This is a genomic window from Oleidesulfovibrio vietnamensis (assembly GCF_055388115.1).
Window position 1 is genome coordinate 1442963 of sequence record NZ_AP042419.1, and the last position, 20677, is coordinate 1463639.

Genomic DNA, 20677 nt, shown 5'->3' on the forward strand with positions numbered 1-20677 from the left:
TTGTCTCCGGTGTCGTTTTTTTGACCGTAAAGAAGGCAGGCGGGGACTGCCGGAGCATGGCCGGTTACGCCGTGCCGGTGTTGTTGTGCGCGATGCAGCTGTGCCCGTGTCTGCGCGCTGCATTTCCGGCTCAGCGCGCGGGGGCGGGCGCAGCTTCCAGCAACAGGGCGCGTATTTCCCACGGTTGCAGCCGGATGCTCAACCGGCCGTTCTGCAGGCCGGGGGGAGTCCGCTGCAGTTCCTGCGTCGGGGCGGCTGCTGGCGCAAACGCACCGTCTGCGGGCAGTATGTCTTTTGCTGTTTCTATCACGGCGGGCGGCAGGCGCAGGGTAAAGCGTTCGTGCTGCGGCCTGCGGCTGAAGTTGGCACACACCAGCAGCCAGCGCGGTGCGGCGCGGACGTTGTCCGGCGGCAGTGCAAGGACTGTGGCCGCGGTGCCGCTGCCCGAAACCGCGGGGGTATCGACAAGTTCCGCCAGCGGAACGCCCAGCCGCCTTCTGGCGGACAGCACCGCGGCCATGGCGCTGCCGTATGAACCGTCGTGCAGCATCTGGGCGGGCAGGCTGTCGTGCAGAGTTCTGGCTGCGGGCAGTCCCTGCCGTGAAATCATGACGGAATCATAGCCCGACCCCAGTGCATATGCTCCGCGGCCAAGCAGTTCAGGATGCTGTTCGACATCTTCTTCCGGCAGACTGGCGGCAGGCAGGGGCATGGCACCGGCCAGATCGCGGCCGTCGAGCATGAAGCCCCCCGGCAGCAGCGCGTTCCATGAGGCCAGCAGCAGGGTCCCGCGGATTATCTCCGGTGTTATGGCGCGCAGTCCCGTGCGCTGGTCCTTGAGTCCCAGCGCCTGCGCGGCGATGCCTGCGGGGGTGGTGCAGTAAACGCGTCCGGCCGTTGCGCGGTGCAGTACCGGCTCGTCCACTGCGGCCCTCAGCTGGTCCATGATGTGCCGCTGCACTGCCGAAGCTCTGATGCGGCTGCCCTGCCATTGCACGACAGGTTCAGGCCCGTAAGGGGGCGGAGCCAGATGCGCCAGCGTGTAGTCAATGCCGTGTCCCCACATGACCGGATGCATGAGCCTGCGGTGGTCAATGCCGGCCGTGCGCAGCATGTCCAGCGACAGACGCAGTGCCTGCGCATTGCCGGTCAGCAGCGCGTGTGCGGCCATGGGCGGGGTGTACATGTCAACGGCCATGTCGGGGCCGCTGTCCAGCAGCGCTGTCAGCAGCGGCAGCTGCATGGTATCTGTCAGCAGCGACCATCCGCCGTAGCGTCTGTTTTCGGCGGCAAGGGTGCGGGCGGCATCCAGCAGCGGTGCGGCAGGGCCGCGCTGGTCGTTTTCGTCTATGACTGCCCCGCTGAACGACTGCAGGGTCAGCCCCGCCAAAGCGGTTCCCAGTTCTCCTGTCTGCCGTATCACCGAGCCGGACATGATGCGCCGCGCCGCGGCGGAAGGATCGGTCCAGTTGAGCACCGGACGGGTGGGCACTTCATGAGCAAGATATGCCCACCTGCGTAATTCGCCGTCTATGCCGCGCACTTCGCCTGTTACCGCCCAGCGCAGCGGGTTGCCTGTGCGCGCGGCTGCAAGCGGTGGCGGCAGCAGCCCTTTGCCGCGCAGGGCAGTAACCGCCGCTTCGTCGGGAAAGGTACCCTGCCATTCCGACTGTACGGCAGGCAGCAGTTTCCAGCTGTCACGCGGCAGGTCTATCATGCAGTAGATTCCCGCGTAGCCCGGCTTGCCCCGTGCCGCGAGGAAAAAGTCCGGCCCCATGCCGGTGGCCGCGGGGGTGAGCATGGTGCCCAGCACCGCTCCGTGGGCATTGGCCATGCGGAGCAGGTGCAGAAAATGTTCCTGTGTGCCGCAGGCATCGGCAAAGCCGTACTGTATGATGTCGTCTCCGCGGACTGCTGTAAGGTCGTATCCCCACAGGCCGCCCGTCACATGTACCGGAGCGGGCAGCATGCCCCGGATGCCCAGCTTTTGCAGCGCCTGCCACACTCTCCTGTCTGCCAGCACGCCGAAAACCGGCTCGCTGCTTTTGCCCAGTACTGATTCCGGTCGTACGGTGAGCCATGTGTCAGCTTCGCGCAGTAGCGCGGCGGGGGCGGGGCGCAGTCCTCCTTTGCGCCATTGCAGTGCAGAGCCTGATACAATATCCGCAAGTCGCTGCGATTCACTCAGCATGGACTGGCGCGAAAGCCACTGCACATAGCCGGGGTCTGCTCTGGGCACGTCGCTGGACGGCAGGCCCGACTCCTGCCCCTGCGGGGTGCGGGGGGCGCAGCCCTGCAGGCAGGTACCGGCAAGATACAGAAGAGTGCAGACGGCCAGTAAGCGAAAAAGTAAATAAACGGCGCGACTGCTGCGGTTTCCGGCAGGCGGTGTAACGGGAATGGCGGGCGCGGGGGTGGCGTGCTGCTGCGGCATTTTGTCTCCTGCGTAAGGTGTGCCCGCTTCATATCGTAAAGTGCCGCGCTTGACAAAGTGCGGCAGTACAAAACAGCGGATGACAAAGCGGGCCGATTGTGCGAACAGACATGTACGCTTCTGCCGGCCACGAGGGGCCGGCGGCATCGCCGCCGACTTGAGCGGAGCGGTGCTGCAGGCTGGACGGCAGAAAACGTAACAGTATAATATTATTATCCGGACAGCGCAGGTGCGCTGTGTTTTTTTGCCAAGGAACAGATCCATGAGTTTTTTTGAAGTTGACGGCGACGCCTGCAGGCGTTGCGGGGGATGCATGGAAGAGTGCCCCGTGCTGGTGCTTATTGCAGACAAGGAAACCGGTGCGCCCAAAATGCGTACCGGCGGAGAAGACGTGTGTCTGCAGTGCGGTCACTGTGTTTCCGTGTGCAAATTCGGGGCGGTGCGACTGGCCCCCATGCCTGACGGGCAGTTTGTTCCGCTGGACAGAGGTCTGCGTATATCCGGCGTTCAGGCGGAGCAGTTTCTGCGCAGCCGCAGATCCATACGTTGCTTCCGGCAGCGGCCCGTGCCGCATGATACGCTGGAACGCATCGTGCGTACTGCCGACTGGGCGCCTTCTGCCAGTCACAGACAGCCGGTGCGCTGGCTGATGGTGGAAGACCCCAACGCCACCCAGCACATGGCGTCGCTGGTCATCGACTGGATGACGGAATTGCGGCGTGAACAGCCCGATGTGGCAAAACAGTACGGCGTGGCCGGTCTTATTGCCGCATGGCGCAAGGGACAGGACTGCATTCTGCGCGGTGCCCCGCATCTGGCTGTTGCCTACACCGATACCGCCACAGGCTGGTCCGATGTGGATGCTTCCATCGCTTTGACGTATCTTGAGCTTGCGGCCCATGCCCACGGTGTGGGTGCCTGCTGGGCAGGGTATTTCATTCATGCCGTGCGCGAATCGGAAGCCCTGCGCGTCAGGCTGGGGCTGAATGACGGGCAGCGCATCTGCGGTGCGCAGATGCTCGGCTATGCCCGTTACGGATACCACCGCGTTCCCATGCGCAAAGAACTGCCCGTGCGCTGGATTTCCTGACAGCGGCGCACGGCAGGGAAAACAGCGCCGCAAGGAGCTGCCTGTGCTGTACACCGTCTTTATAGGCCTGTCGGCTTTTTTTGCCCTGTATACCGGTCTGCGCCTTATCAGGCCGTCGCGGCTGGGGTTCTGGGCCCGCATAGTGGCCTGGTGCTGTCTGTGCTATGCGTGGGGCAGCATTCCCGCTGAAGGTTTTCTGCGTCATGCCGGTGTTGAAAGCCGGACCATTGACGTAATCGCCTTCGGCGGGGCCGTTGCGTTCGGCGTGGCTTCGCTGTTGCTTGTTCTGCTGCTTTCGCGCGACTCTTTGCTTCTGCTGTGGCATGCACGGCGTGTGCTGCCCCGCCGCAGGCCGCGTCCGCTGCACGATGCTTCACGGCGGCAGTTTATTCAGGGGGCTTCGGGTACCGGTGTCATGGCGCTTGCGGGCGTGTTTTCCGGAACGGCCATGTACGGCGCCATGCGTGTTCCCGCCGTGCGGGACATACAGATGCCCGTGCACGGGCTGCACCCCGCGCTGGACGGGTACACCGTTGTGCAGCTTTCTGACCTGCATGTGGGTGCCTTTCTGGGAGTGGACTGGCTGGAAGGTGTGGTGGAGCGCGCCAATGCCGCCGGTGCAGACCTGATTGCCGTCACCGGCGATATTGTGGACGGTTCGCCCCGGCATCTGCGGGAACAGGTAGAGCCTCTGCGCCGCCTGCAGGCGCCTGACGGTGTATTCGGTGTTTCCGGAAATCATGAATATTATTCGGGAATAAGCCGCTGGCTGCCTGTGCTGGAGTCGCTGGGGCTGAATATGCTTGAAAACCGCAGTGTGCGCATCCGCCGCGGTGAGGCTACGCTGCTGCTGGGCGGTGTGAGCGATTATGCCGCCCACCGTTTCGGGCGGCAGTACGCCAGCGACAGCCGCAAGGCCATGCTGCATGGTGAGGACACGGATTTTAAACTGTTGCTGGCCCATCAGCCCGCCAGCGTCTTTGCGGCGGAAAAAGCAGGATGGAACGCCATGCTGTGCGGACATACCCACGGCGGGCAGGTGTTTCCCTTTATGGCGGTTGTCAGCATGGTGCAGCCGTATCTGGCCGGATTGTACCGCCATGGTGCCATGCAGCTTTATGTAAGCCGCGGCACGGGTTTCTGGGGGCCGCCTTTCCGGCTGGGCGCACCGGCAGAAATTTCGCGCGTTATTCTGCGCCGTGCATAACGCGCTCCGCCGCAGCCCTAAGCCGCCGCAGTCCTAAGCCGGTGCAGCCCTAAGCCGGTGCAGTCGGGCACCCGCTGCCTGTATCTTTTGGCGGGAGCATTGTGCAGAAAAAGTATCTATTCCTGCGCTGCACCCCCGCGTGGCAGGCTTGCGCAGCCGTTCTTTGCGCCGTGCCTGTAAATATCAAAGGCCGCTCCCCGCGGGGAGCGGCCTTTTGCAGATACCTCGCAGTGTTACGCGCGCCGTCTATTCGCTGGTCATCATTTCAATAATCTGCTGAAGGCGGCGTGCTTCTTCCGCCAGCTGGCTCACTGCGTCGGCCGACCGGTTCATTGCCTGCAGGGTTTCCGTTGAAATGCGGTCCACCTCTGCCGTGGCATGGCTTATTTCTTCGGATGCCGCGGACTGCTGTTCTGCGGCGGTGGCGATGGAGCGTACCTGATCGGCAGTTTCCACGGAAAGATTCAGAATCTGCTGCAGTGCGTCGCCCGACTGGTTGGCAAGGTCGGTACTTTCCTCGATGCTGCTGACGGCCTTGCGGGTTGCTTCAAGGTTGCGGCGGGCGCCTTCCTGAATTTCCGTAATGGCCACAGTCACCTGTTTGGTGGCGTCCATGGTTTTTTCTGCCAGTTTACGCACTTCGTCGGCTACCACGGCAAATCCGCGTCCTGCATCGCCTGCCCGTGCGGCTTCAATGGCGGCGTTCAGGGCAAGCAGGTTTGTCTGGTCGGCTATGTCGTTGATCATGTTCATAATCTGACTGATGCCTTCCACCTGTGTGCCCAGCAGCTGCATGTTGCTGCTCAGGTTTTCCGCTTCATCCGAAACTTTGCGGCTGGCGCTTATGACTTCTCTGACGATGCGCGCGCCTTCTTCGGCTCTGGCACGCGCTTCATCCGCGCCCGATGCGGCCTCTGCGGCACTGCGCGCAACTTCCATGACTGTGGCGTTCATTTCCTCCATGGCTGTGGCGGCTTCGCCGGTGCGCTCTTTCTGTACCTCGGCCCCCTGATTGGCCTCTTCGATGAGTCCGAACAGCTCGGCAGCCGTGGCAGATACGTTCTGCGAGACACCGTCGGCCTGTTCGGCAGCCTGCGCTATGATGTCGTTTTTATCCTGCATGGCTTTGTTCTGGCGGTGGTTTTCGGTCATGTCGGTGTACAGGCCGAAAGCTCCCAGCAGGGCACCGTCAAGGTCATGCAGAGGCGCGGTATCCACCCGCAGGAAAATGTCTTCTCCGTTGCGTTGCAGCACCAGTTCTTTGTTGGTCTGCGACTGCCTGTCGCGCACTGTATCGCCCAGAATGGTGCGGCGCGATGCGTCGTTGTGGAACAGTTTGCCGATGGATTGTCCGGTCCAGCTGTCTGCGGAACCCTGTGCATGCAGCAGCGTGAGGGCCGGCTGGTTGATGTAGGATATTTTTTCCTGCGTATCCACAACGATGCAGGGTGTGGCCATACCTTGCAGGATACCGTTGGAAAAGCCGAGGCGCTCCTTGATGACTTCCACCATGCGCCGGACGGCTGCAATGGTTTTGCCTATGGCATCGTCGGCCTTGTAGTCCACCGAGGCGTTGTAGTCGCCCGTTGCCACTGCCGCGGTAAAGCTTTCCAGCTTGTTCAGCGAACCGGTGATACTGCGCAGCAGCAGCCATGTGGAGATACAGCCGGCCACCAGTGCCAGAGCTGCCACCCCCAGCGAGCCGGTAAGCACCATGGTGTCCATGCCGCGCAGTGCTTCTTTGCGGCTCATCTGCACGCCGATGTGCCAGCCCCATGGTTCAAAATCTCTGACATAGGCTATCTGTTCCGCCCCGTCGCGCATATAGGTCACCAGTCCGTTCTGCACACCGGCAAAGTATTGTTCCACGCCGATGTCTGAAAGTGTTTTGCCCTGATGCTCGGGGTGGTATATCATTTCGCCCTTGTCGTTGTAGGCAAAGGCAAAACCGAGGCCCCCCACGCTGATGCTGGCGAGGGCTTCGGTAAGGGCGGGAGTCATTATTTTACGGCCCACATAGGCCACAGCCACTATATTGCCGCCCAGATCGCGCAGAGGCTTGTACGCAGTGATATACCATGCGTTGACGACAAAGGCTTTGCCCCTGTAGGTTTCACCGCGCATGACTGTTTTATATACAGGACTTGATTCCGGTATGTATGTTCCGGTGGCCCGTTGTCCGTCCAGTTTGAGCACGTTGGTCGATATGCGCAGCAGTTTGCCGGGCAGCACCTGAAAAATGGTGGCCGTGCCGCCGATGAGCTTCTGCACTCTGTCCACTATTTCAAAGTTTTCATACAACGGGGTCATACCTTCGTCTGAGGTAAGCATCAGTGCGGGTATGGTTGCGGTGGCGGCTTCCTTGGTGACCTGATTGACCATACGGGTCTGGTGCGCATGCAGATCGCTCAGCATCAGCGAACCGTAGCCCTGCATTTCGCGTTCAAGCACACTGAGGTCGGAGCTTACCTTTTCCTGTGTGATGGCGTCCTGCATTTCTATGGTGGTAACCAGATTTTCAGTGGTCGACTGCAGTGTGGCTGTGCCCAGTTGCGTCATGCCGTCACTCACAAGCCACATGGTCACACTGCACAGCAGTGTAATGGCCAGCACCAGAACCCCGATGCTGCCGGAGTAGAATTTTGTCGAGAGTGTCACTTTATCAAACATGCACAGGCTCCTTTACGGTCGGACGGCAAAGCCCTGATTAGCTGGTTGTGAAACACTGTATATCCGGTTTATCGGAAATATATCCTAAATCTTGAGAGAATGTAATGAGTAAAGAAAAATTTGATACGTCCGGTTTTGTCTGCGACAAAGTCGCCGTGGAAAATGCCGGAGCGCAGAAGGCTTTTGCCCGCGGCATGTTCCGCCCTGTTTTCAATGCCGCCTCTGACTGCGTTTTCTGCATCGGGCTGGACGGTACAGGAGTGGACCGGGTGGCCGCTGCAGTGGCAGACAGGCTGGGGATGCAGTTTTTGACCGTACAGGAACCCGGCCTGCTGATGAATGATATTACTGCTGCGCAGGGAGCAGCGGTGGCCGTGAGCGAGCTGTGCCTGCAGGATGCCGATGCGCGCCGGTTGCTGAAAAAGCAGGGAAGAGTCTTTTATGTGATGCCTGATATTCCCGAGCTGGTCCGGCATATGCCGGAAACGGCCCGCGAGGATTTTATAACCAGAGTGCATGCTGTGGAGCCGCTGTGTTTTGAAGCGCTGGACTTTATGCTGCAGCCGGAACGCACCCCCGGGCAGCAGGCGGCATGTGTGGCTGAGGCGCTGGGGCTTTGCGGTCTGCAGGTGGCGCAAGAGGAAGAAGAGGGCATTGTGTGGGAAAACGAGGAAGGCATCTGACAGACCGGAACAGTACTGACTGAGTATTGAAAGACCGGCACCCGCAGAGGGATGCCGGTCCGGTTGCCGGTGGCGGACCGCCGATTACAGCGGTGGCGTGCTGAATGCGTCCAGCACCCAGCGTCCCAGTCCGAATGTGAGCAGCAGCAGGCCTTCCGCTTTGCCCAGTCTGCCGCGCAGTCTGAGCAGCAGCAGAATAAGCAGCACTGTAAAGACGCTGAGCGCAAGGTTGGGAAGTGCCGATGCATCAACGCTGAGCGGTCGCAGCAGGGCCGTTATACCCAGTACTCCCGCAAAGTTGAACAGGTCGCTGCCGATGAGGTTGCCCAGCATCATTTCATTGCGTCCCTTGAACGATGCCACGACGCAGGTGACCAGTTCGGGCAGCGAAGTGCCGCCCGCCACAATGGTCAGCCCGATAAGCCATTCACTTACCCCCAGCCATGCGGCAATGGCGGTTGCACCGTTGACCACCAGCCTGCTGCCCAGTGTAAGGGCAATGAGGCCGGCTGCTATTCCGCCAAGAGCCCGCCAGAGAGGCAGTTCTGCTGCTGTCCTGTCCGGTTCGCCGGGCAGCACGGGACTGTTCAGAGTAGAACCTGTCCGGCTGCTCAGCACTGTCTGCAGCGAAGCGTTTACTGCTGCGAATTCCATGCGGCTTTTGATGATGAGCCATGCGATGTATCCCGCAAACGTCAGGGTAAGCACGGCACCGGCCCAGCGTGGCAGCGACCCCGTGACGGAAGCGCAGACCAGTATGAAGGTGGTGCAGCAGACCAGAATGGGGGCGTCGCGCCGCATTATGTCGCGCTCGGGCATGACGGGACGCAGCATGGCCACGCCGCCCAGAATGAGTCCGAGATTGAATATGTTTGACCCCACCACATTGGCCACGGAGATGGAGGAATATCCGGTGACCGCGGCTGTGAAAGACACGAGAAATTCCGGAAGAGACGTGCCGAGGGCCACGATGGTAAGGCCTATGACCAGTTCGGAGATGCCGACGCGGCGGGCCAGCGCAGAGGCGCCTTCCACCAGTCTGTCGGCGCCGAACCACAACAGCAGGCCGCCCAGTGCGAGGAAAAAGAGATCGAAAATAGGCATGATTGATTGAATACTGGGTTTTGCGGCGGATGAAAAGCCCGAAACCGGTTAAGGGTGGAATATATACACATGCAGGCCGCCCGCCTGCGGGGCAGGCGGGCGGCCCGAAAACAGGGGCTGCCGTGCCGTGCGCGGCAGTGCGCGCCGCGGTTTTTGCAGGTCAGCGGAACATGTCGAGATACCGCCGGTACAGCCGGGGATTGATACGGGTGAACGGCGTGAAGTCCGCTGTCAGTTCCATGCCGGGCACCAACGCTCTGACAACGGGAAAGCCCAGATCATCGCGGGTGATATCCACATAAACGGGTGTTCTGCCGTTGGCGGTGAACATGGCTTCCAGCAGCGCCAGATTGTCATGGACGTTACCCATGCTCATATCGGGCAGTTCTTCAAGCCTGCGCACAGGAATATGTGAAGGTGCGGGGGCCGAAGGCGGGCTGTCCGGATACGGATACGGCGTTTCGGTAAGGCATGACACAATGGCCCGCCGGCCGTCCAGTCCGGCGCCTGTGGCGCGGGTGACAGTGCCGTCGCGGCCTGTGACGAATGCTTTGTAGCAGGGCACCCCGAAGTCGGTGGTGATATCCTGAAACTGCAGATGCACACCGCGGGCGGCGTAATCGTCCAGCAGCATTTTCAGGGCGGGGTCTTCCGTGGTCAGCGTGAAGCACCGCTGCCAGCTGTACGGCATGGTGGCTTCCGCATCACGTTCGATGATTTCCGTCAGGGCCGCCACTTTGGCTTCTTCCGGTATATTGCCGGAGGCAAGCCCCGTGGAACCGGGAGCCGTGTATAAAGACACTTCATCAAGGTTGCAGAACAGAAAAACCATCTGTACGGGCACCAGTACAGTCACTTCGCCGTCCGGCCGCGGTGAGCGGCCTTCCATCCAGTGCAGCGGCTCGTCCTGATAGGGCGCTTCCAGCGGAAAATCGGCAGGGTCGACAGCTTCAATGCCGCGGGCCCGCAGTTCGGAAAGGCGCGCCACGGTCACAGGTGTACGGCAGGCTCTGCCGGTCACCTGCAATACACCGTCCTGAACAGACACCGAAGCATACGAGGAAGCCCGTTCAACCATTTCCATGGCGTATGAAACACGGGCGTCCGCCAGTGAAAGCCCTCTTCCGTATGTGGTGGCAAGTCCGCATAGTGTGTGATTGTTGCGGCCCGCCTGTATTCCGGTGTCCAGCCGCCACTGGCGCAGCAGCGCGATGGGGCTTAGCGAAGCCACGTGTCGCATTTCCACGCCCCCGATCACATCATGCTCGACCAGGCGTTCCAGCGCCAGCATGGCTGTTTCCTGCGCAGGCGGACGCCGCCAGCCCGTATCGCGCGGCCGGTCTGCAACCTGCTGCCGCAGATCGGCCACCGGCACTGTGTTGCGGGGCAGCCACAGTGCAGAGACCGACCCGAGATCAAACAGCGGGGGCAGCTCTTCATCGTCGGGGTGCGGCAGCATGCGGTGATCGTGCATGTTGGCCCGGAAAAGTTCTGTCCACCGGGCATGCAGGCCGCTGTCTGGCTGCAGTGACCATTTGATGTAGGGTAGCGGGGTACAGGCTGAAAGCCGCGCGGGGGCTCCGGGGGCAAAGCGTTCGCGCAGGGCGGCGAAACGGGGCGTAAGCAGGCAGAGCTCGTACAGCAGCGCTTCCAGTACAGGGCGTCCGGCACATTCTCTGGTGATCATGGTGCGGATTTTTTTCTGCTCAAAGGTGGCAAGCCTGCGGAGCAGCCACAGGTGCATGAAGTCATCGGCGGGGTGTTCCTCCAGCCATGCCAGTCCTCCGGCAAAGCTGAGACCGCGCGGCGGCTCGCATGAAAAATACCCTGTGGTGGCCTCTGTGCCGGTGAGTGTGTATGTGTAATGCATTGTTGCGGACATCTGATATTCTCCCCGTCTGGTGTGCCGCCGGTATAGCTTTTTTTTGCCTGTCCGCAAAGCATACCTTTTCAGTCCGGTTTGTGGGCCGCATGATATCCGGCGAGGTCTGCCCGCGGGCGGAGTTGCTTTTCCTGTTCCGACGCAGTAGCATGCATTCCATGCTGACAGGCACTACCCGCCATACGCCGCTCTGCGGAGCCGGCATCGTCTCTTCCGAACACTGCTGGCGTTCGGGGCTGTAACGGCTGCCGTTGCGCAACCGGTCCTTTTTTCTTTTTCTTTTTTCGTAATTATACATAGAAGCGGTGCTGCGCGCCGCGTCACGAGGGTATTTTATCATGTCCGCACCACGTGCGTATCACTGGCTGTGTCTTACCGGCGCGGTCTTTTTCGAGGTGGCCGGTACCACACTGATGAAGGCTTCACAAAGCTGGAGCATGGCTTTCGGGGCCGAGGCCGGAGTGGTGATCATGCTGCTGTTCATCGGTGTTTCGTACTATCTGCTTTCACTTTCCACCACGGCGCTGCCCGTGGGGGTGGCTTTTGCTTTCTGGGAAGGGGTCGGACTTGCATTCATCACGCTCGCCAGTGTGTTCATTCTGGGCGAACAGATGAGTCTGCTGCGTTTTGCTGCGCTGTGTGCTGTGCTGGGCGGCGTGCTGCTGGTGCACCACGGCACTTCTTCCGGCAACCGGCAACAGGCGGAACCCGCCGGTGCGGTTCAGCCGCGCAGAGGGGAACAGTCATGACATTTTCGTCGATACTGACAGCAGGACTGCTGCTGGTAATGCTGGCGGCGGCACTGGATGTGGCTGCCAACCTGCTGCTGGCAAAGTCCCGGGGATTTACCGTGCGCCGGTACGGCGTGATGGCGCTGGCAGCTGTGGGGCTTGCTTTTGTCTGCCTGTCTTTTGCAGTGCGCAGTATGGATCTGGCCGTTGCCTACGCCATGTGGGGCGGTTTCGGTATTCTGGGTACCTCGCTGGGCGGCTGGGTGCTGTTCGGGCAGAAAATGGCGCCCAGTGCATGGGCCGGAATTGCCCTGCTTACCTGCGGGCTGGCCATGCTGCACATCAGCTGATGGTGCAGAACATCCACATGAAATTACGGCGCCATCAGGCGCCGTTTTTGTACAGCATGTCCGCATAGTGCGGTATAAGTGCCTCCGGCAGCACGGAACGCCGTCAGCGTTCCTGCGATCCGCGGGGGACGGAGCACAAGAGGTGATGCCGCCGGAGGCTTCGGGGGGCTTGGTCAGATATCTGAAATGCGGGCAAGGTTGCGTTTCTGATAGGTTGAGGTGCGTGAAAGACTGTCAAACAGCTCAAAAGAACGTCTGACCTTGGCGTCGATGTCGGATGTGAGGTACATGCGTCTGGTGACCTGCGGCCGGGTCTGCAGTATGCATCCTTCGGCCGTGGTGATGATCAGCTGAAAGCTGGACATACCGTCGGCGGGCGACGGCGTGTGAAAGTGGTCGAGCATGATCTTCACATTGCTGATATTGTCCCTGTAGGGCGCAAGGATGCGCTGCAGGTCTTTTCTTTCTTCTTCGGTGAAGTATGCGGACGGCCGGGCTTCATCGGCGTCGGGCAACTGTATGCTTATACGCACCTGCGGTATGCGCAGCGAATATGCAGGCAGGTACAGATAGCTGAAAAATGCGCCTGCTCCGCAAAGCAGAAGCAGAACAAAAACAATGACGGAGGTTTTCATGCCTCCTCCCGTGTCAATTATATTTTTGGCACTGTACTGTGTTCCATACTTTGAGGAAATGAGGGGTTTCCCTCAGTACAGGGTAGGGAAAGTCATATACCCACAGGTGGATTATGGAAACTATATCACGTCAGAACAAGCCGCAACAGCAGTTGATCGGGGCGCATATGTCCGCGGCGGGCGGCGTGCACAAGGCCGTTGAGCGCGCAGAGGCAGCAGGAGCCACAGCGCTGCAGGTGTTTACACGCAACCAGCGTCAGTGGAACGCCCCGCCGCTGGAAGAGCATGACGCAGAGCTGTTTACGGCGGCTGTGCGCCGCTGGGGCGGATATCCGGTATCGTCACATGCATCGTATCTGATAAACCCCGCTGCGGACACGCCGGAAGGGGCTGAGCGCTCGGTGGCGCTGATGGCTGACGAACTGCAGCGTGCGGGCAGACTGGGCATTGAAATGGTTGTGGTGCACCCCGGAGCGCATAAAGGACAGGGAGAAGCAGCCGGTGCCGCGCTGGCGGCGGCGCGTCTGGATGAAGCGCTGGAACGCTGCGGCAGTCCCGCGGTTATGGTGCTGCTGGAAAACACGGCGGGGCAGGGCACCATGCTGGGGGCATCATTTGCCGGACTGGCGGCTGTCATTGAAGCTTCGCGCATGCCGGAACGCTATGGCATATGCCTTGATACGGCGCATGCATTCGGTGCCGGATATGACCTGCGAGACGCGGCATTATATGATGCTGCCATACGTGAACTGGATGTCTGTGCGGGACTGGACAGGCTGCGGCTGGTGCATGCCAACGACTCGCTGACCGGACTGGGCAGCCGCAGAGACAGGCATACCCACATAGGGCAGGGAGAACTGGGCGAAGCGGCTTTCCGCCTGCTGATGCGTGACGAGCGGCTGCACCATGTGCCCAAGGTGCTTGAAACCCCCAAGGGAAAAGGGCCGGAAGAAGACATGATGAATATGGCTGTGCTCCGGAGGCTTGCCTGCCCCTAGCATGCCGGTGTGCCTGCAGAAAAGGCGGGATGCGCGTAGCGGTGTAAAAAAACGCGCCGCGTGGTGACGCGGCGCGGATGATTTTTTCCGGTGCAGGCGGAGTTTTTGTTTAGCAGCCGTCCTGTCCGGTTTGCGCAACATCCTGTCCGCTGTCTTGTGTCTGCCCGTTCCGTCCGGTGCAGGTGGCGGAGGGGTCTTCGGAAATATCCTGAAATTTAGGCATGATTGTTTTGCTGGCTTCGCGGTAATCTGCCGTGACATGCACTGTGCCTTTTTCCACCCGCACATCGTAATCGACAATGACGCGCCGGTCGCCGGGATACATCAGGTGTTTCTGGCGGATCATTTCTTCAACGATGCCGGTCAGCGAATCCTGCACTTCGGAGGAAAGTCCGTACTGTCCCAGCGAGTTGGCAAGATTTCGCTGCCAGCGGTCTTTTTCCAGAAAAGCGGCGTTCCAGGCAAATACCCCCATGCCGATGGCGTTTTCCGGGCCGTTCAGTTCGTCCTGCACAGCCAGAAGCGGTCTGCAGAATGTATACAGCAGATCGGAAAAATCACCTTTCTGCGTCATCTGCTGTGCCTTGCGGCTTTTTATCTGTGCGATGCGTTTTTTCAGTTTACGGTCGTTTGCTGTTTTTGCGGCCATGGTCTGCTCCGGTGGGTTTGTGTGCTGCCGTATGCGGCATGACAGAAGCGGCCTATTATGCGCTTTTGCCGCTTGTTGCAACCTCAGGCGGGCTTCCTGTTGATTTGTGGGGGATAACAGTGCATTTTGTGCAAGGATGGCCTTGCATGGCGTCTTCCGGCAGCGACCGGATGCCGTGCAGGGCGGGGGCGCAGAAACCGAGGAGGGGCTGATGGCCACAAGACCTATGGAACTGCCGGTTTTTGCACCGGACGAAGCCGCACAGCATCTGGGGCTGCGGCGTGAGGACGTGCTTTATCTGGCAGGCATGTTTTTGCAGGATGTGAAAGCATGGCGCGAAACGCTGGAAACTGTGGCCGTGCAGCCTGATTTGCTGCGGGCTGCGGCTCACCGGCTGAAAGGTGAAGCCGCCAATCTGGGAGCGCAGGCACTGCGGGCGGCTGCCTTTGCACTTGAAAGTGCCATTCTTTCCGGTTCCTGCAGGGTGCAGACCGAAGAATTGCGTCTGGCGCTGCTGGCAGAGCTGGAAGCCTTTGCGCAGGAAATGCATGACGGATGGCAAGGTAAAGAAGCCGGTGTCTCTAAAGTAACGGACTGATTGTGCCGAAACAGAGTATGAGAGTCTTTCTCTGTTCCGCTCTGTTTTCACCGATTACTTTCAGGGTGCCTTCATGCGTAATGTCATTATATTATTTTTCGCCGCGTTCATGCTTGCCGGTTGCGCCGCCTACCGGTCTCAGCTGCCCGTGGCAGCCACGTATCCGGCAACGCCGCAGTACAAGATGCAGTCTGCCGGTCACTGGCAGGTGCTGGCGTCAGACGTGGCCGACAGAATTGAAAAGGCTCTGGGCGACAGGGACGACCTGCTTACGGTGCCGCTGTATCTGCGGTCGCCCGGCAGCCGGCCTTTTGCCGTGGGGTTTTACCGGCTGCTTACTTCCGAACTGGTTTCACGCGGCCTGCAGGTTTCTCTGAACAGGGAAAAAGATAACGTTAACGTGGATTACGCCATGTATGTGGTGCATCATTCGCCGCGGTATCAGCGTCCGCCTGTGGGCACCTTTACAGCCATTGCGGCGGGTGTTTCCGCTGCGCGGGGCCTTGAATCCATATCGGAATGGATTCCCGCAGCCATAGGCGCGGGCATTCTGGCTGATCTGGCATCAGGGGCCGTGGCTCGTCCTTCCGACAACGAGGTGGTCATCAGTGTGAGCATGTCGCACAACAACCGGTATGTGGTGCACACCTCTTCGGTTTATTACATCAACGACCCGGACTGGGAGCTGTATATGGCCCCCGGCGAAAGCGGCACCTTTGTGGAAGAGTACGAGGCGCTGCCGGTACGTGTGGTGAACCGGTAACCGCGGCGGTGTCCGCATGGAGCGACAGACAATGCGTGAGCACGCTATGGTTTTCGGGCAGGAAGGCATGAAGGTATTGACGGCAGCGGTGGCAACCGCTCTGCTGCTGTGCGCGCTGGTGCACAGTCCGGTACGCGCGGCGGTAAACGGTGCCGCCACCAGAATGCCGGAATACAGAGACAGCGCCGCAGGACAGGCAGAGAGTGAATCTTTTCTGACCAGAGCGGATTTTGCCGCAGCGGATGCACTGCACGCGGCGCTGGCGCGGCGTCTCAGTACCCGCAGTCCCGTTCTGGTGGCCTCGCTGGTGGAGCTTAATGACTTCGGGCAGACATCGACATTCGGCAGGCTGGTTTCGCAGCAGGTGGCATCACGCCTGGGCCAGCACGGATACCGCGTCATGGATGTGCGGCTGGGGGCGGAACTGGTTTCGCGCCGGCATGAAGGAGAATTCATGATGACCCGTGAAACTGCAAAAATGCTGGAAACACGGTATGCCGCGCAGGCCGTGCTGCTGGGCAACTATGTGGTTGCACGCGGAGAGGTTTTTGTCTCGCTGCGGGTGCTGCGGCTGGATGACCGTTCCATTGTTGCGGCCCATGAATTTTCGGTGCCCAACACCGGTGCGGTGCGGGCGTTGCTCAGCACGCCGAAGCCCTTTGACAGCGGACTGTGGTCGCGGTATGCGCAGCGGCACAGGGTGTTTGCGCCCGGTGAATCCGCTGTGCCGGAAGTTCCGGTACAGCGGGAAGAAGCAGGTGATACGGTTACCGGCGGGTTCGCCCCGTTCAAGTAGCTTTTCTGCGCCTGTTCAGGCTGCTTTGCAGCGGCTGTGTCCGCCGGCGGGCGGGCGGGTTGTGTTTTGCGTTCTTTCTGCTTGAATTGCTGCGCAAAACAGCCTAAGAAGATGCGCCGCCCCGTTGCAAGGCTTCGCTCCGGATGCGGGCTTCACCGCCTGCAATCGCGAGGCCGAGGCGGTTCCGGACCGGTTGCCGGCTGCTTGCTTTTTGTGCGGCTGTCGGGCATTATACCCCTTTGGCTTCTCTTGAAAGTAATCCTTGACGCGGGCCCAGCCTTTTTCCTAAGAAGGTCCGTTCATTTTTTTGTAAGGAGTGTCCCATGAAAAGAACGTATCAGCCGAGCAAGATCCGCCGGAAAAGAACTCACGGTTTTCGTGCTCGTTCCAGCAGCCCCAGTGGCCGCGCTATTCTGCGCCGCAGAAGAGCCAAGGGCAGAGCTAAGCTGTCTGCATAGTGCTGGCTCGTCCAAGTCGTTTGACACGGCGGCCTGATTACGTAGCCTGCTACAATACAGGCCGCCGTTACTTTTCTAAGCATTTCATCGTATTTGCCCTTGAACGAGAGGGTGCCGCGCCGGTGTGGCGCTACGGGCTCGCCGTGAGCCGCAAGGTGGGAAACGCTGTCCGCCGCAACAGGACAAAGCGTGTTCTCAGAGAATTTTTCCGCCTTTATCAGGATGATATGCCGGGGGGCATGGACTTAGTTGTTGTGCCCAAGCGCCGCCTCGATCCAAGGCGTGTAACGCTTGATCTTGCCGTGCAGGAGCTGCTGCCCCTGATGCGTGAGATCCGCGACAGCCTGTGCCGCGAGGCTAATGACGGAACGCCATGACCATCGAACTGCGCAAAATCGCGATCCTTCCCATCAGGTTTTATCAGCGTTTCATCTCGCCGCTATTCCCGCCGTCGTGCCGTTTTGTTCCCACCTGTTCCGCATACGCCGCGGAAGCCGTGCTGCGGCACGGCATCATCAAAGGCGGATTTCTTGCCCTCCGGCGCATTCTCCGGTGCAATCCTTTGTGCGCCGGTGGCTATGACCCCGTACCAGAATCCCGACATCAAGACGCGAAACGCGTCAGGAGCTGTTGACGTCTCATGGAAAACAAGCGTCCGATCATTGCCGTTGTGCTCAGCCTTTTTGTTCTCATTGGCTGGTCTTATCTTTCAGAGTTCATGGGCTGGACACCTGCTCCCGCCCCTGTGGAACAAAACGCCACCGCCGTACAGCAGAAGGCTTCCGAGCCTGTAGCGCAGCCGGTGCAGACCGCTTCCGCCCCTGCCGCATCCTCTTTTGCCCCCACCGAAGGGCGCGAGGTAAAAGTGGACACCCCGCTGTACACCGCGGTGTTTCAGAGTCAGGGTGGCGTGCTTAAGCATTTCCGGCTGAAAAAGTATACCGAAAGCATCGAAGAAGGTGCTCCGCTGGTGGAGCTTGTCACGCCGGAAGCCGCCGGAAAGGCCCCCATGGGGCTGCTGCTGAACGGTCAGCCCACGTGGAAGCTGGCCGCATGGCAGTTTGAAGGCGATGACCTGAAGCTGGACGGTTCCGGCAAAGGCGAGCTGGTCTTTGTAGGTGAAATGGACGGTGTGCGGTTTGAAAGAACCCTCAGCTTTGATCCGGAAACCTACCTCATCAGCGAAAAGGTGCGTCTGACCGATACTGCCGGTGTTTCGCGCGACGTGCGTCTGGGCATGACGCTGAGCACGACCAGCCTGAGCCCCGAGGGCGGCGCTTACAACCTGACCCGCATGGCGTGGTATCAGGACGGTTTTCATCAGGAAACATCTGCCGATGATCTGCGCGAAACCGGTGTCAAGGTTGACGAGGGCGTGAACTGGGGCGGCGTGATGTGCAACTATTTCATGGCTGTCATGGCCCCCGCCGAAGGCGCGCTGCCTTTCAAGGGCGTGCTGGAAGGCGGTGTGTACCGTTCCGTGGTGGAAAACAGCTCTCTTTCCATAGCGTCCGGTTCCTCTGCCGAGTTCGGCATCGGCTACTACATTGGTCCCAAGGAAAGCGACAGACTGGCCGCCATGCCTTATCATCTTGATGAGGCTCTCAACTACGGCTGGTTCACCTTCCTTGCTAAACCGCTGGTTTCCGGCCTGAAGTTCTTCTACTCTTATGCCGGCAACTACGGTGTGGCCATCATCATCCTGACCATTCTGGTCAAGCTGCTTTTCTGGCCTCTGTCGCAGAAAAGCTACAAGTCCATGGAGCAGATGAAAAAGCTGCAGCCCATGGTGCAGAAAATCAAAGAAAAATACGGGGACGACCGTCAGCGCATGAATCAGGAAGTCATGGAGCTGTACAAGACCTACAAGGTCAACCCCGCGGGCGGGTGTCTGCCCATGCTGCTTCAGATTCCGGTTTTTCTGGGTCTGTATCAGGGCCTGCTCAACGCCATCGAGCTGCGTCATGCGCCTTTCATCGCGCATCTGCCTTTTACCGACATCGTGTGGCTGGCCGACCTGTCGGCCAAGGACCCCTTCTACATCACCCCCGTTGTGATGGGTGCCACCATGCTGTTGCAGCAGCGGCTCACTCCTGCGCCCGCCGACCCCACTCAGGCGAAGATCATGATGTTCATGCCCGTTGTCTTTACTTTCATGTTCCTCAACTTCCCCGCAGGGCTTGTGGTGTACTGGCTCGTCAACAACGTGCTTTCCATCGGACAGCAGTGGTGGATGCTCCGCAAGTCCTAGGCTTCGCCTGACAACTGCGTTTGACTTCGAGGTGAATAAATGGATGAATTCAAGGAGTTTCAGGGCAAAAGTCTGGACGACGCCATCAGGGAGGCATGCCGCCACTTTGATACCGAACGGGAAAAACTGGAGATTGATATTCTGAATGATGCCAAGTCCGGAATTTTCGGGCTTGTGGGCGCACGCAAAGCGCGCATCAGGGCAAGAAGAATGTCGTTCGACCAGCCCGTGGCCGACAAGCGCGGCCGTTCGACGGGCTTTATGTCGCGGGAGGATTCACAGTCCAGAAAGGATGAATCCGCCAGAAAGGAGCGCGACACCAGAGATACCGCAGGTAAGCAGACGGATAAAAAGCCCCGTCAGGATTCCGCCCCCGCAAAGGCTGAAAAAGACGCCGAACAGGCGCAGCCGGAAAACACCGCACGTCCGGAAACGGAAGAAGGACAGGAGTCCAGACCCCGTTCATCGCGTTCGCGGCGCGGCAGCAGGGGCAGAAAAGAGCAGGGCGCTTCCGGCGGCGCACCTAAAGCCGGTAACGTCCGCAAGGGGCCTGTTTCCGGAAGCGGTGAAGCTGAAGAAGCCGCTGCAGGTGCAGCTTTTGCTGCGGCAGCCCCGCAGGCGGAAGAAACAGCAGAACAGTCTGCTGCAGAACCGGCGGAAAAAGATGAAAACGGCCGCAGCCGTTCGCGCAGACGGCGTCCGCGTCCGCGCCGCAAGTCAGGGAGCAGAGGCGACGACGCTTCCCGCGGTCAGGATGAAAACGCCGCCTCGGACGCTGCGCCGGAAGACTTGCTGCCCGAAGGGCTGCAGAGCGACGATTTTGATGACAGTCAGAACGGTGACGAAGACAACGGCGATTCTGCCGTCAACGTCAATCTGGCCGATCTGGATCAGGAAAAAGTTCTTTCGCTGGTGCAGACAACCGTTGAAAAACTTATTCTGCCTGTCATCGGAGAGGTGCAGCTTGCCGCACGCATCGACGACAACCGCGTCAAGGTTTCTGTAGACTGCGGTGACAATTCCGGGCTGCTCATCGGGCGCGAAGGTCAGACGCTGGCTTCGTTCCAGTATCTGGTAAACCGCATTGTGGCCAAAGAACTGGGAACCCCGGTGCGTATCCAGCTGGATACCGGTGACTACCGCGAACGTCAGGACGACAAGCTGCGCGATCTTGCACTGCATCTTGCCGACAGGGCAAAGACGCTGGGCAAACCCCAGTCCACGCGTCCGCTCAGTTCCTATCACCGGCGCATAGTGCACCTTGCACTGCAGGAAGATGGAGAAATCCAGACCCGAAGCAAAGGTGAAGGCCCCATGAAAAGGGTGGTCATCCTGCGCCGGCGCAAAGGCTAACCCGCCGCCAGCCGAAGATATGCGG

20 protein-coding genes are annotated in these 20677 nt (G+C 59.9%); 14 read left to right on the top strand and 6 right to left on the bottom strand.

Annotation, left to right across the window (positions count from 1 at the left end; translation table 11 throughout):
* Positions 1 to 130: 130 nt before the first annotated feature.
* Complete coding sequence (locus ACZ5D1_RS06280) at positions 131 to 2434, bottom strand: hypothetical protein (protein WP_464556267.1); 2304 nt, start codon at positions 2432 to 2434, stop codon at positions 131 to 133.
* Positions 2435 to 2696: 262 nt separating this feature from the next.
* Between ACZ5D1_RS06280 and ACZ5D1_RS06285 the strand changes: the two genes are divergently transcribed.
* Together ACZ5D1_RS06285 and ACZ5D1_RS06290 are read left to right on the top strand one after the other, a co-directional pair.
* Positions 2697 to 3524, top strand: coding sequence for a nitroreductase family protein (locus tag ACZ5D1_RS06285; protein WP_027181245.1), 828 nt, complete (start codon positions 2697 to 2699; stop codon positions 3522 to 3524).
* Positions 3525 to 3567: 43 nt separating this feature from the next.
* Complete coding sequence (locus ACZ5D1_RS06290; RefSeq protein ID WP_464556269.1) at positions 3568 to 4731, top strand: metallophosphoesterase; 1164 nt, start codon at positions 3568 to 3570, stop codon at positions 4729 to 4731.
* A 246-nt stretch (positions 4732 to 4977) separates the two neighbouring features.
* On the opposite strand, the gene ACZ5D1_RS06295 is transcribed toward ACZ5D1_RS06290, so the two are convergent.
* Positions 4978 to 7401, bottom strand: coding sequence for a methyl-accepting chemotaxis protein (locus ACZ5D1_RS06295; RefSeq protein ID WP_464556270.1), 2424 nt, complete (start codon positions 7399 to 7401; stop codon positions 4978 to 4980).
* Positions 7402 to 7505: 104 nt separating this feature from the next.
* On the opposite strand from ACZ5D1_RS06295, the gene ACZ5D1_RS06300 reads away from it, so the two are divergent.
* Entirely contained in the window at positions 7506 to 8084 is a 579-nt protein-coding gene (locus ACZ5D1_RS06300; RefSeq protein WP_455696209.1) for a hypothetical protein, read from the top strand.
* An 84-nt stretch (positions 8085 to 8168) separates the two neighbouring features.
* Here the strand turns inward: ACZ5D1_RS06300 and ACZ5D1_RS06305 are convergent, their stop codons facing one another.
* Both ACZ5D1_RS06305 and ACZ5D1_RS06310 read right to left on the bottom strand, forming a co-directional pair.
* Entirely contained in the window at positions 8169 to 9188 is a 1020-nt protein-coding gene (locus ACZ5D1_RS06305; RefSeq protein ID WP_273192811.1) for a calcium/sodium antiporter, read from the bottom strand.
* Between the two features lie 160 nt (positions 9189 to 9348).
* Positions 9349 to 11070 carry a YcaO-like family protein gene (locus ACZ5D1_RS06310; RefSeq protein WP_464556272.1) on the bottom strand — a complete coding sequence of 574 codons (1722 nt, stop codon included), beginning with the start codon at positions 11068 to 11070 and terminating at the stop codon, positions 9349 to 9351.
* Between the two features lie 338 nt (positions 11071 to 11408).
* On the opposite strand from ACZ5D1_RS06310, the gene ACZ5D1_RS06315 reads away from it, so the two are divergent.
* On the top strand, positions 11409 to 11819 hold the full coding sequence (locus ACZ5D1_RS06315; RefSeq protein ID WP_464556273.1) for a DMT family transporter: 411 nt from the start codon (positions 11409 to 11411) through the stop codon (positions 11817 to 11819).
* Positions 11816 to 12151: an SMR family transporter gene (locus tag ACZ5D1_RS06320; RefSeq protein WP_011368273.1), complete on the top strand. Its 336-nt coding sequence runs from the start codon at positions 11816 to 11818 to the stop codon at positions 12149 to 12151. Before ACZ5D1_RS06315 ends, ACZ5D1_RS06320 begins: the two co-directional genes overlap by 4 nt.
* A gap of 173 nt (positions 12152 to 12324) precedes the next feature.
* On the opposite strand, the gene ACZ5D1_RS06325 is transcribed toward ACZ5D1_RS06320, so the two are convergent.
* On the bottom strand, positions 12325 to 12786 hold the full coding sequence (locus ACZ5D1_RS06325; protein ID WP_011368272.1) for a hypothetical protein: 462 nt from the start codon (positions 12784 to 12786) through the stop codon (positions 12325 to 12327).
* Positions 12787 to 12899: 113 nt separating this feature from the next.
* On the opposite strand from ACZ5D1_RS06325, the gene ACZ5D1_RS06330 reads away from it, so the two are divergent.
* A complete protein-coding gene (locus ACZ5D1_RS06330) occupies positions 12900 to 13784 on the top strand; it encodes a deoxyribonuclease IV (RefSeq protein WP_011368271.1) in 885 nt (294 codons plus the stop codon).
* Between the two features lie 109 nt (positions 13785 to 13893).
* Here the strand turns inward: ACZ5D1_RS06330 and ACZ5D1_RS06335 are convergent, their stop codons facing one another.
* Positions 13894 to 14433: a hypothetical protein gene (locus tag ACZ5D1_RS06335; protein WP_027181237.1), complete on the bottom strand. Its 540-nt coding sequence runs from the start codon at positions 14431 to 14433 to the stop codon at positions 13894 to 13896.
* Between the two features lie 211 nt (positions 14434 to 14644).
* Here ACZ5D1_RS06335 and ACZ5D1_RS06340 point away from each other — a divergent pair, with 211 nt between their 5' ends.
* The 8 genes from ACZ5D1_RS06340 to ACZ5D1_RS06375 all read left to right on the top strand — a co-directional run bounded on the left by ACZ5D1_RS06340 (position 14645) and on the right by ACZ5D1_RS06375 (position 20652).
* Positions 14645 to 15031, top strand: a complete 387-nt coding sequence (locus ACZ5D1_RS06340; protein ID WP_011368269.1) for an Hpt domain-containing protein — start codon at positions 14645 to 14647, stop codon at positions 15029 to 15031.
* Positions 15032 to 15104: 73 nt separating this feature from the next.
* Positions 15105 to 15794, top strand: coding sequence for a YajG family lipoprotein (locus ACZ5D1_RS06345; protein WP_011368268.1), 690 nt, complete (start codon positions 15105 to 15107; stop codon positions 15792 to 15794).
* Between the two features lie 16 nt (positions 15795 to 15810).
* Positions 15811 to 16590 carry a FlgO family outer membrane protein gene (locus tag ACZ5D1_RS06350; RefSeq protein WP_148204146.1) on the top strand — a complete coding sequence of 260 codons (780 nt, stop codon included), beginning with the start codon at positions 15811 to 15813 and terminating at the stop codon, positions 16588 to 16590.
* Between the two features lie 323 nt (positions 16591 to 16913).
* A complete protein-coding gene (rpmH, locus tag ACZ5D1_RS06355) occupies positions 16914 to 17048 on the top strand; it encodes a 50S ribosomal protein L34 (RefSeq protein WP_081428123.1) in 135 nt (44 codons plus the stop codon).
* Positions 17048 to 17425: a ribonuclease P protein component gene (rnpA, locus tag ACZ5D1_RS06360; protein ID WP_027181235.1), complete on the top strand. Its 378-nt coding sequence runs from the start codon at positions 17048 to 17050 to the stop codon at positions 17423 to 17425. The genes rpmH and rnpA overlap by 1 nt, the downstream gene beginning before the upstream one ends.
* Positions 17422 to 17682, top strand: coding sequence for a membrane protein insertion efficiency factor YidD (gene yidD / locus ACZ5D1_RS06365; protein ID WP_011368265.1), 261 nt, complete (start codon positions 17422 to 17424; stop codon positions 17680 to 17682). Before rnpA ends, yidD begins: the two co-directional genes overlap by 4 nt.
* A 6-nt stretch (positions 17683 to 17688) precedes the next feature.
* Positions 17689 to 19299 (top strand): membrane protein insertase YidC, encoded by a 1611-nt coding sequence (yidC, locus tag ACZ5D1_RS06370; protein ID WP_011368264.1) that lies wholly within the window; start codon positions 17689 to 17691, stop codon positions 19297 to 19299.
* A gap of 39 nt (positions 19300 to 19338) precedes the next feature.
* Positions 19339 to 20652 (top strand): Jag family protein, encoded by a 1314-nt coding sequence (locus ACZ5D1_RS06375; protein WP_464556275.1) that lies wholly within the window; start codon positions 19339 to 19341, stop codon positions 20650 to 20652.
* Positions 20653 to 20677 lie beyond the last annotated feature (25 nt).

Coding starts and splice junctions, on each gene's coding strand:
- ACZ5D1_RS06315 (WP_464556273.1), top strand. CDS start 11,409: ATGTCCGCACCACGTGCGTATCACTGGCTGTGTCTTACCGGCGCGGTC.
- ACZ5D1_RS06345 (WP_011368268.1), top strand. CDS start 15,105: ATGCGTAATGTCATTATATTATTTTTCGCCGCGTTCATGCTTGCCGGT.
- yidD (WP_011368265.1), top strand. CDS start 17,422: ATGACCATCGAACTGCGCAAAATCGCGATCCTTCCCATCAGGTTTTAT.
- ACZ5D1_RS06305 (WP_273192811.1), bottom strand. CDS start 9,188: ATGCCTATTTTCGATCTCTTTTTCCTCGCACTGGGCGGCCTGCTGTTG.
- ACZ5D1_RS06300 (WP_455696209.1), top strand. CDS start 7,506: ATGAGTAAAGAAAAATTTGATACGTCCGGTTTTGTCTGCGACAAAGTC.
- ACZ5D1_RS06295 (WP_464556270.1), bottom strand. CDS start 7,401: ATGTTTGATAAAGTGACACTCTCGACAAAATTCTACTCCGGCAGCATC.
- yidC (WP_011368264.1), top strand. CDS start 17,689: ATGGAAAACAAGCGTCCGATCATTGCCGTTGTGCTCAGCCTTTTTGTT.
- ACZ5D1_RS06340 (WP_011368269.1), top strand. CDS start 14,645: ATGGCCACAAGACCTATGGAACTGCCGGTTTTTGCACCGGACGAAGCC.
- ACZ5D1_RS06285 (WP_027181245.1), top strand. CDS start 2,697: ATGAGTTTTTTTGAAGTTGACGGCGACGCCTGCAGGCGTTGCGGGGGA.
- ACZ5D1_RS06350 (WP_148204146.1), top strand. CDS start 15,811: ATGGAGCGACAGACAATGCGTGAGCACGCTATGGTTTTCGGGCAGGAA.
- ACZ5D1_RS06325 (WP_011368272.1), bottom strand. CDS start 12,786: ATGAAAACCTCCGTCATTGTTTTTGTTCTGCTTCTGCTTTGCGGAGCA.
- ACZ5D1_RS06335 (WP_027181237.1), bottom strand. CDS start 14,433: ATGGCCGCAAAAACAGCAAACGACCGTAAACTGAAAAAACGCATCGCA.
- ACZ5D1_RS06280 (WP_464556267.1), bottom strand. CDS start 2,434: ATGCCGCAGCAGCACGCCACCCCCGCGCCCGCCATTCCCGTTACACCG.
- ACZ5D1_RS06310 (WP_464556272.1), bottom strand. CDS start 11,070: ATGTCCGCAACAATGCATTACACATACACACTCACCGGCACAGAGGCC.
- ACZ5D1_RS06330 (WP_011368271.1), top strand. CDS start 12,900: ATGGAAACTATATCACGTCAGAACAAGCCGCAACAGCAGTTGATCGGG.
- rpmH (WP_081428123.1), top strand. CDS start 16,914: ATGAAAAGAACGTATCAGCCGAGCAAGATCCGCCGGAAAAGAACTCAC.
- ACZ5D1_RS06375 (WP_464556275.1), top strand. CDS start 19,339: ATGGATGAATTCAAGGAGTTTCAGGGCAAAAGTCTGGACGACGCCATC.
- ACZ5D1_RS06320 (WP_011368273.1), top strand. CDS start 11,816: ATGACATTTTCGTCGATACTGACAGCAGGACTGCTGCTGGTAATGCTG.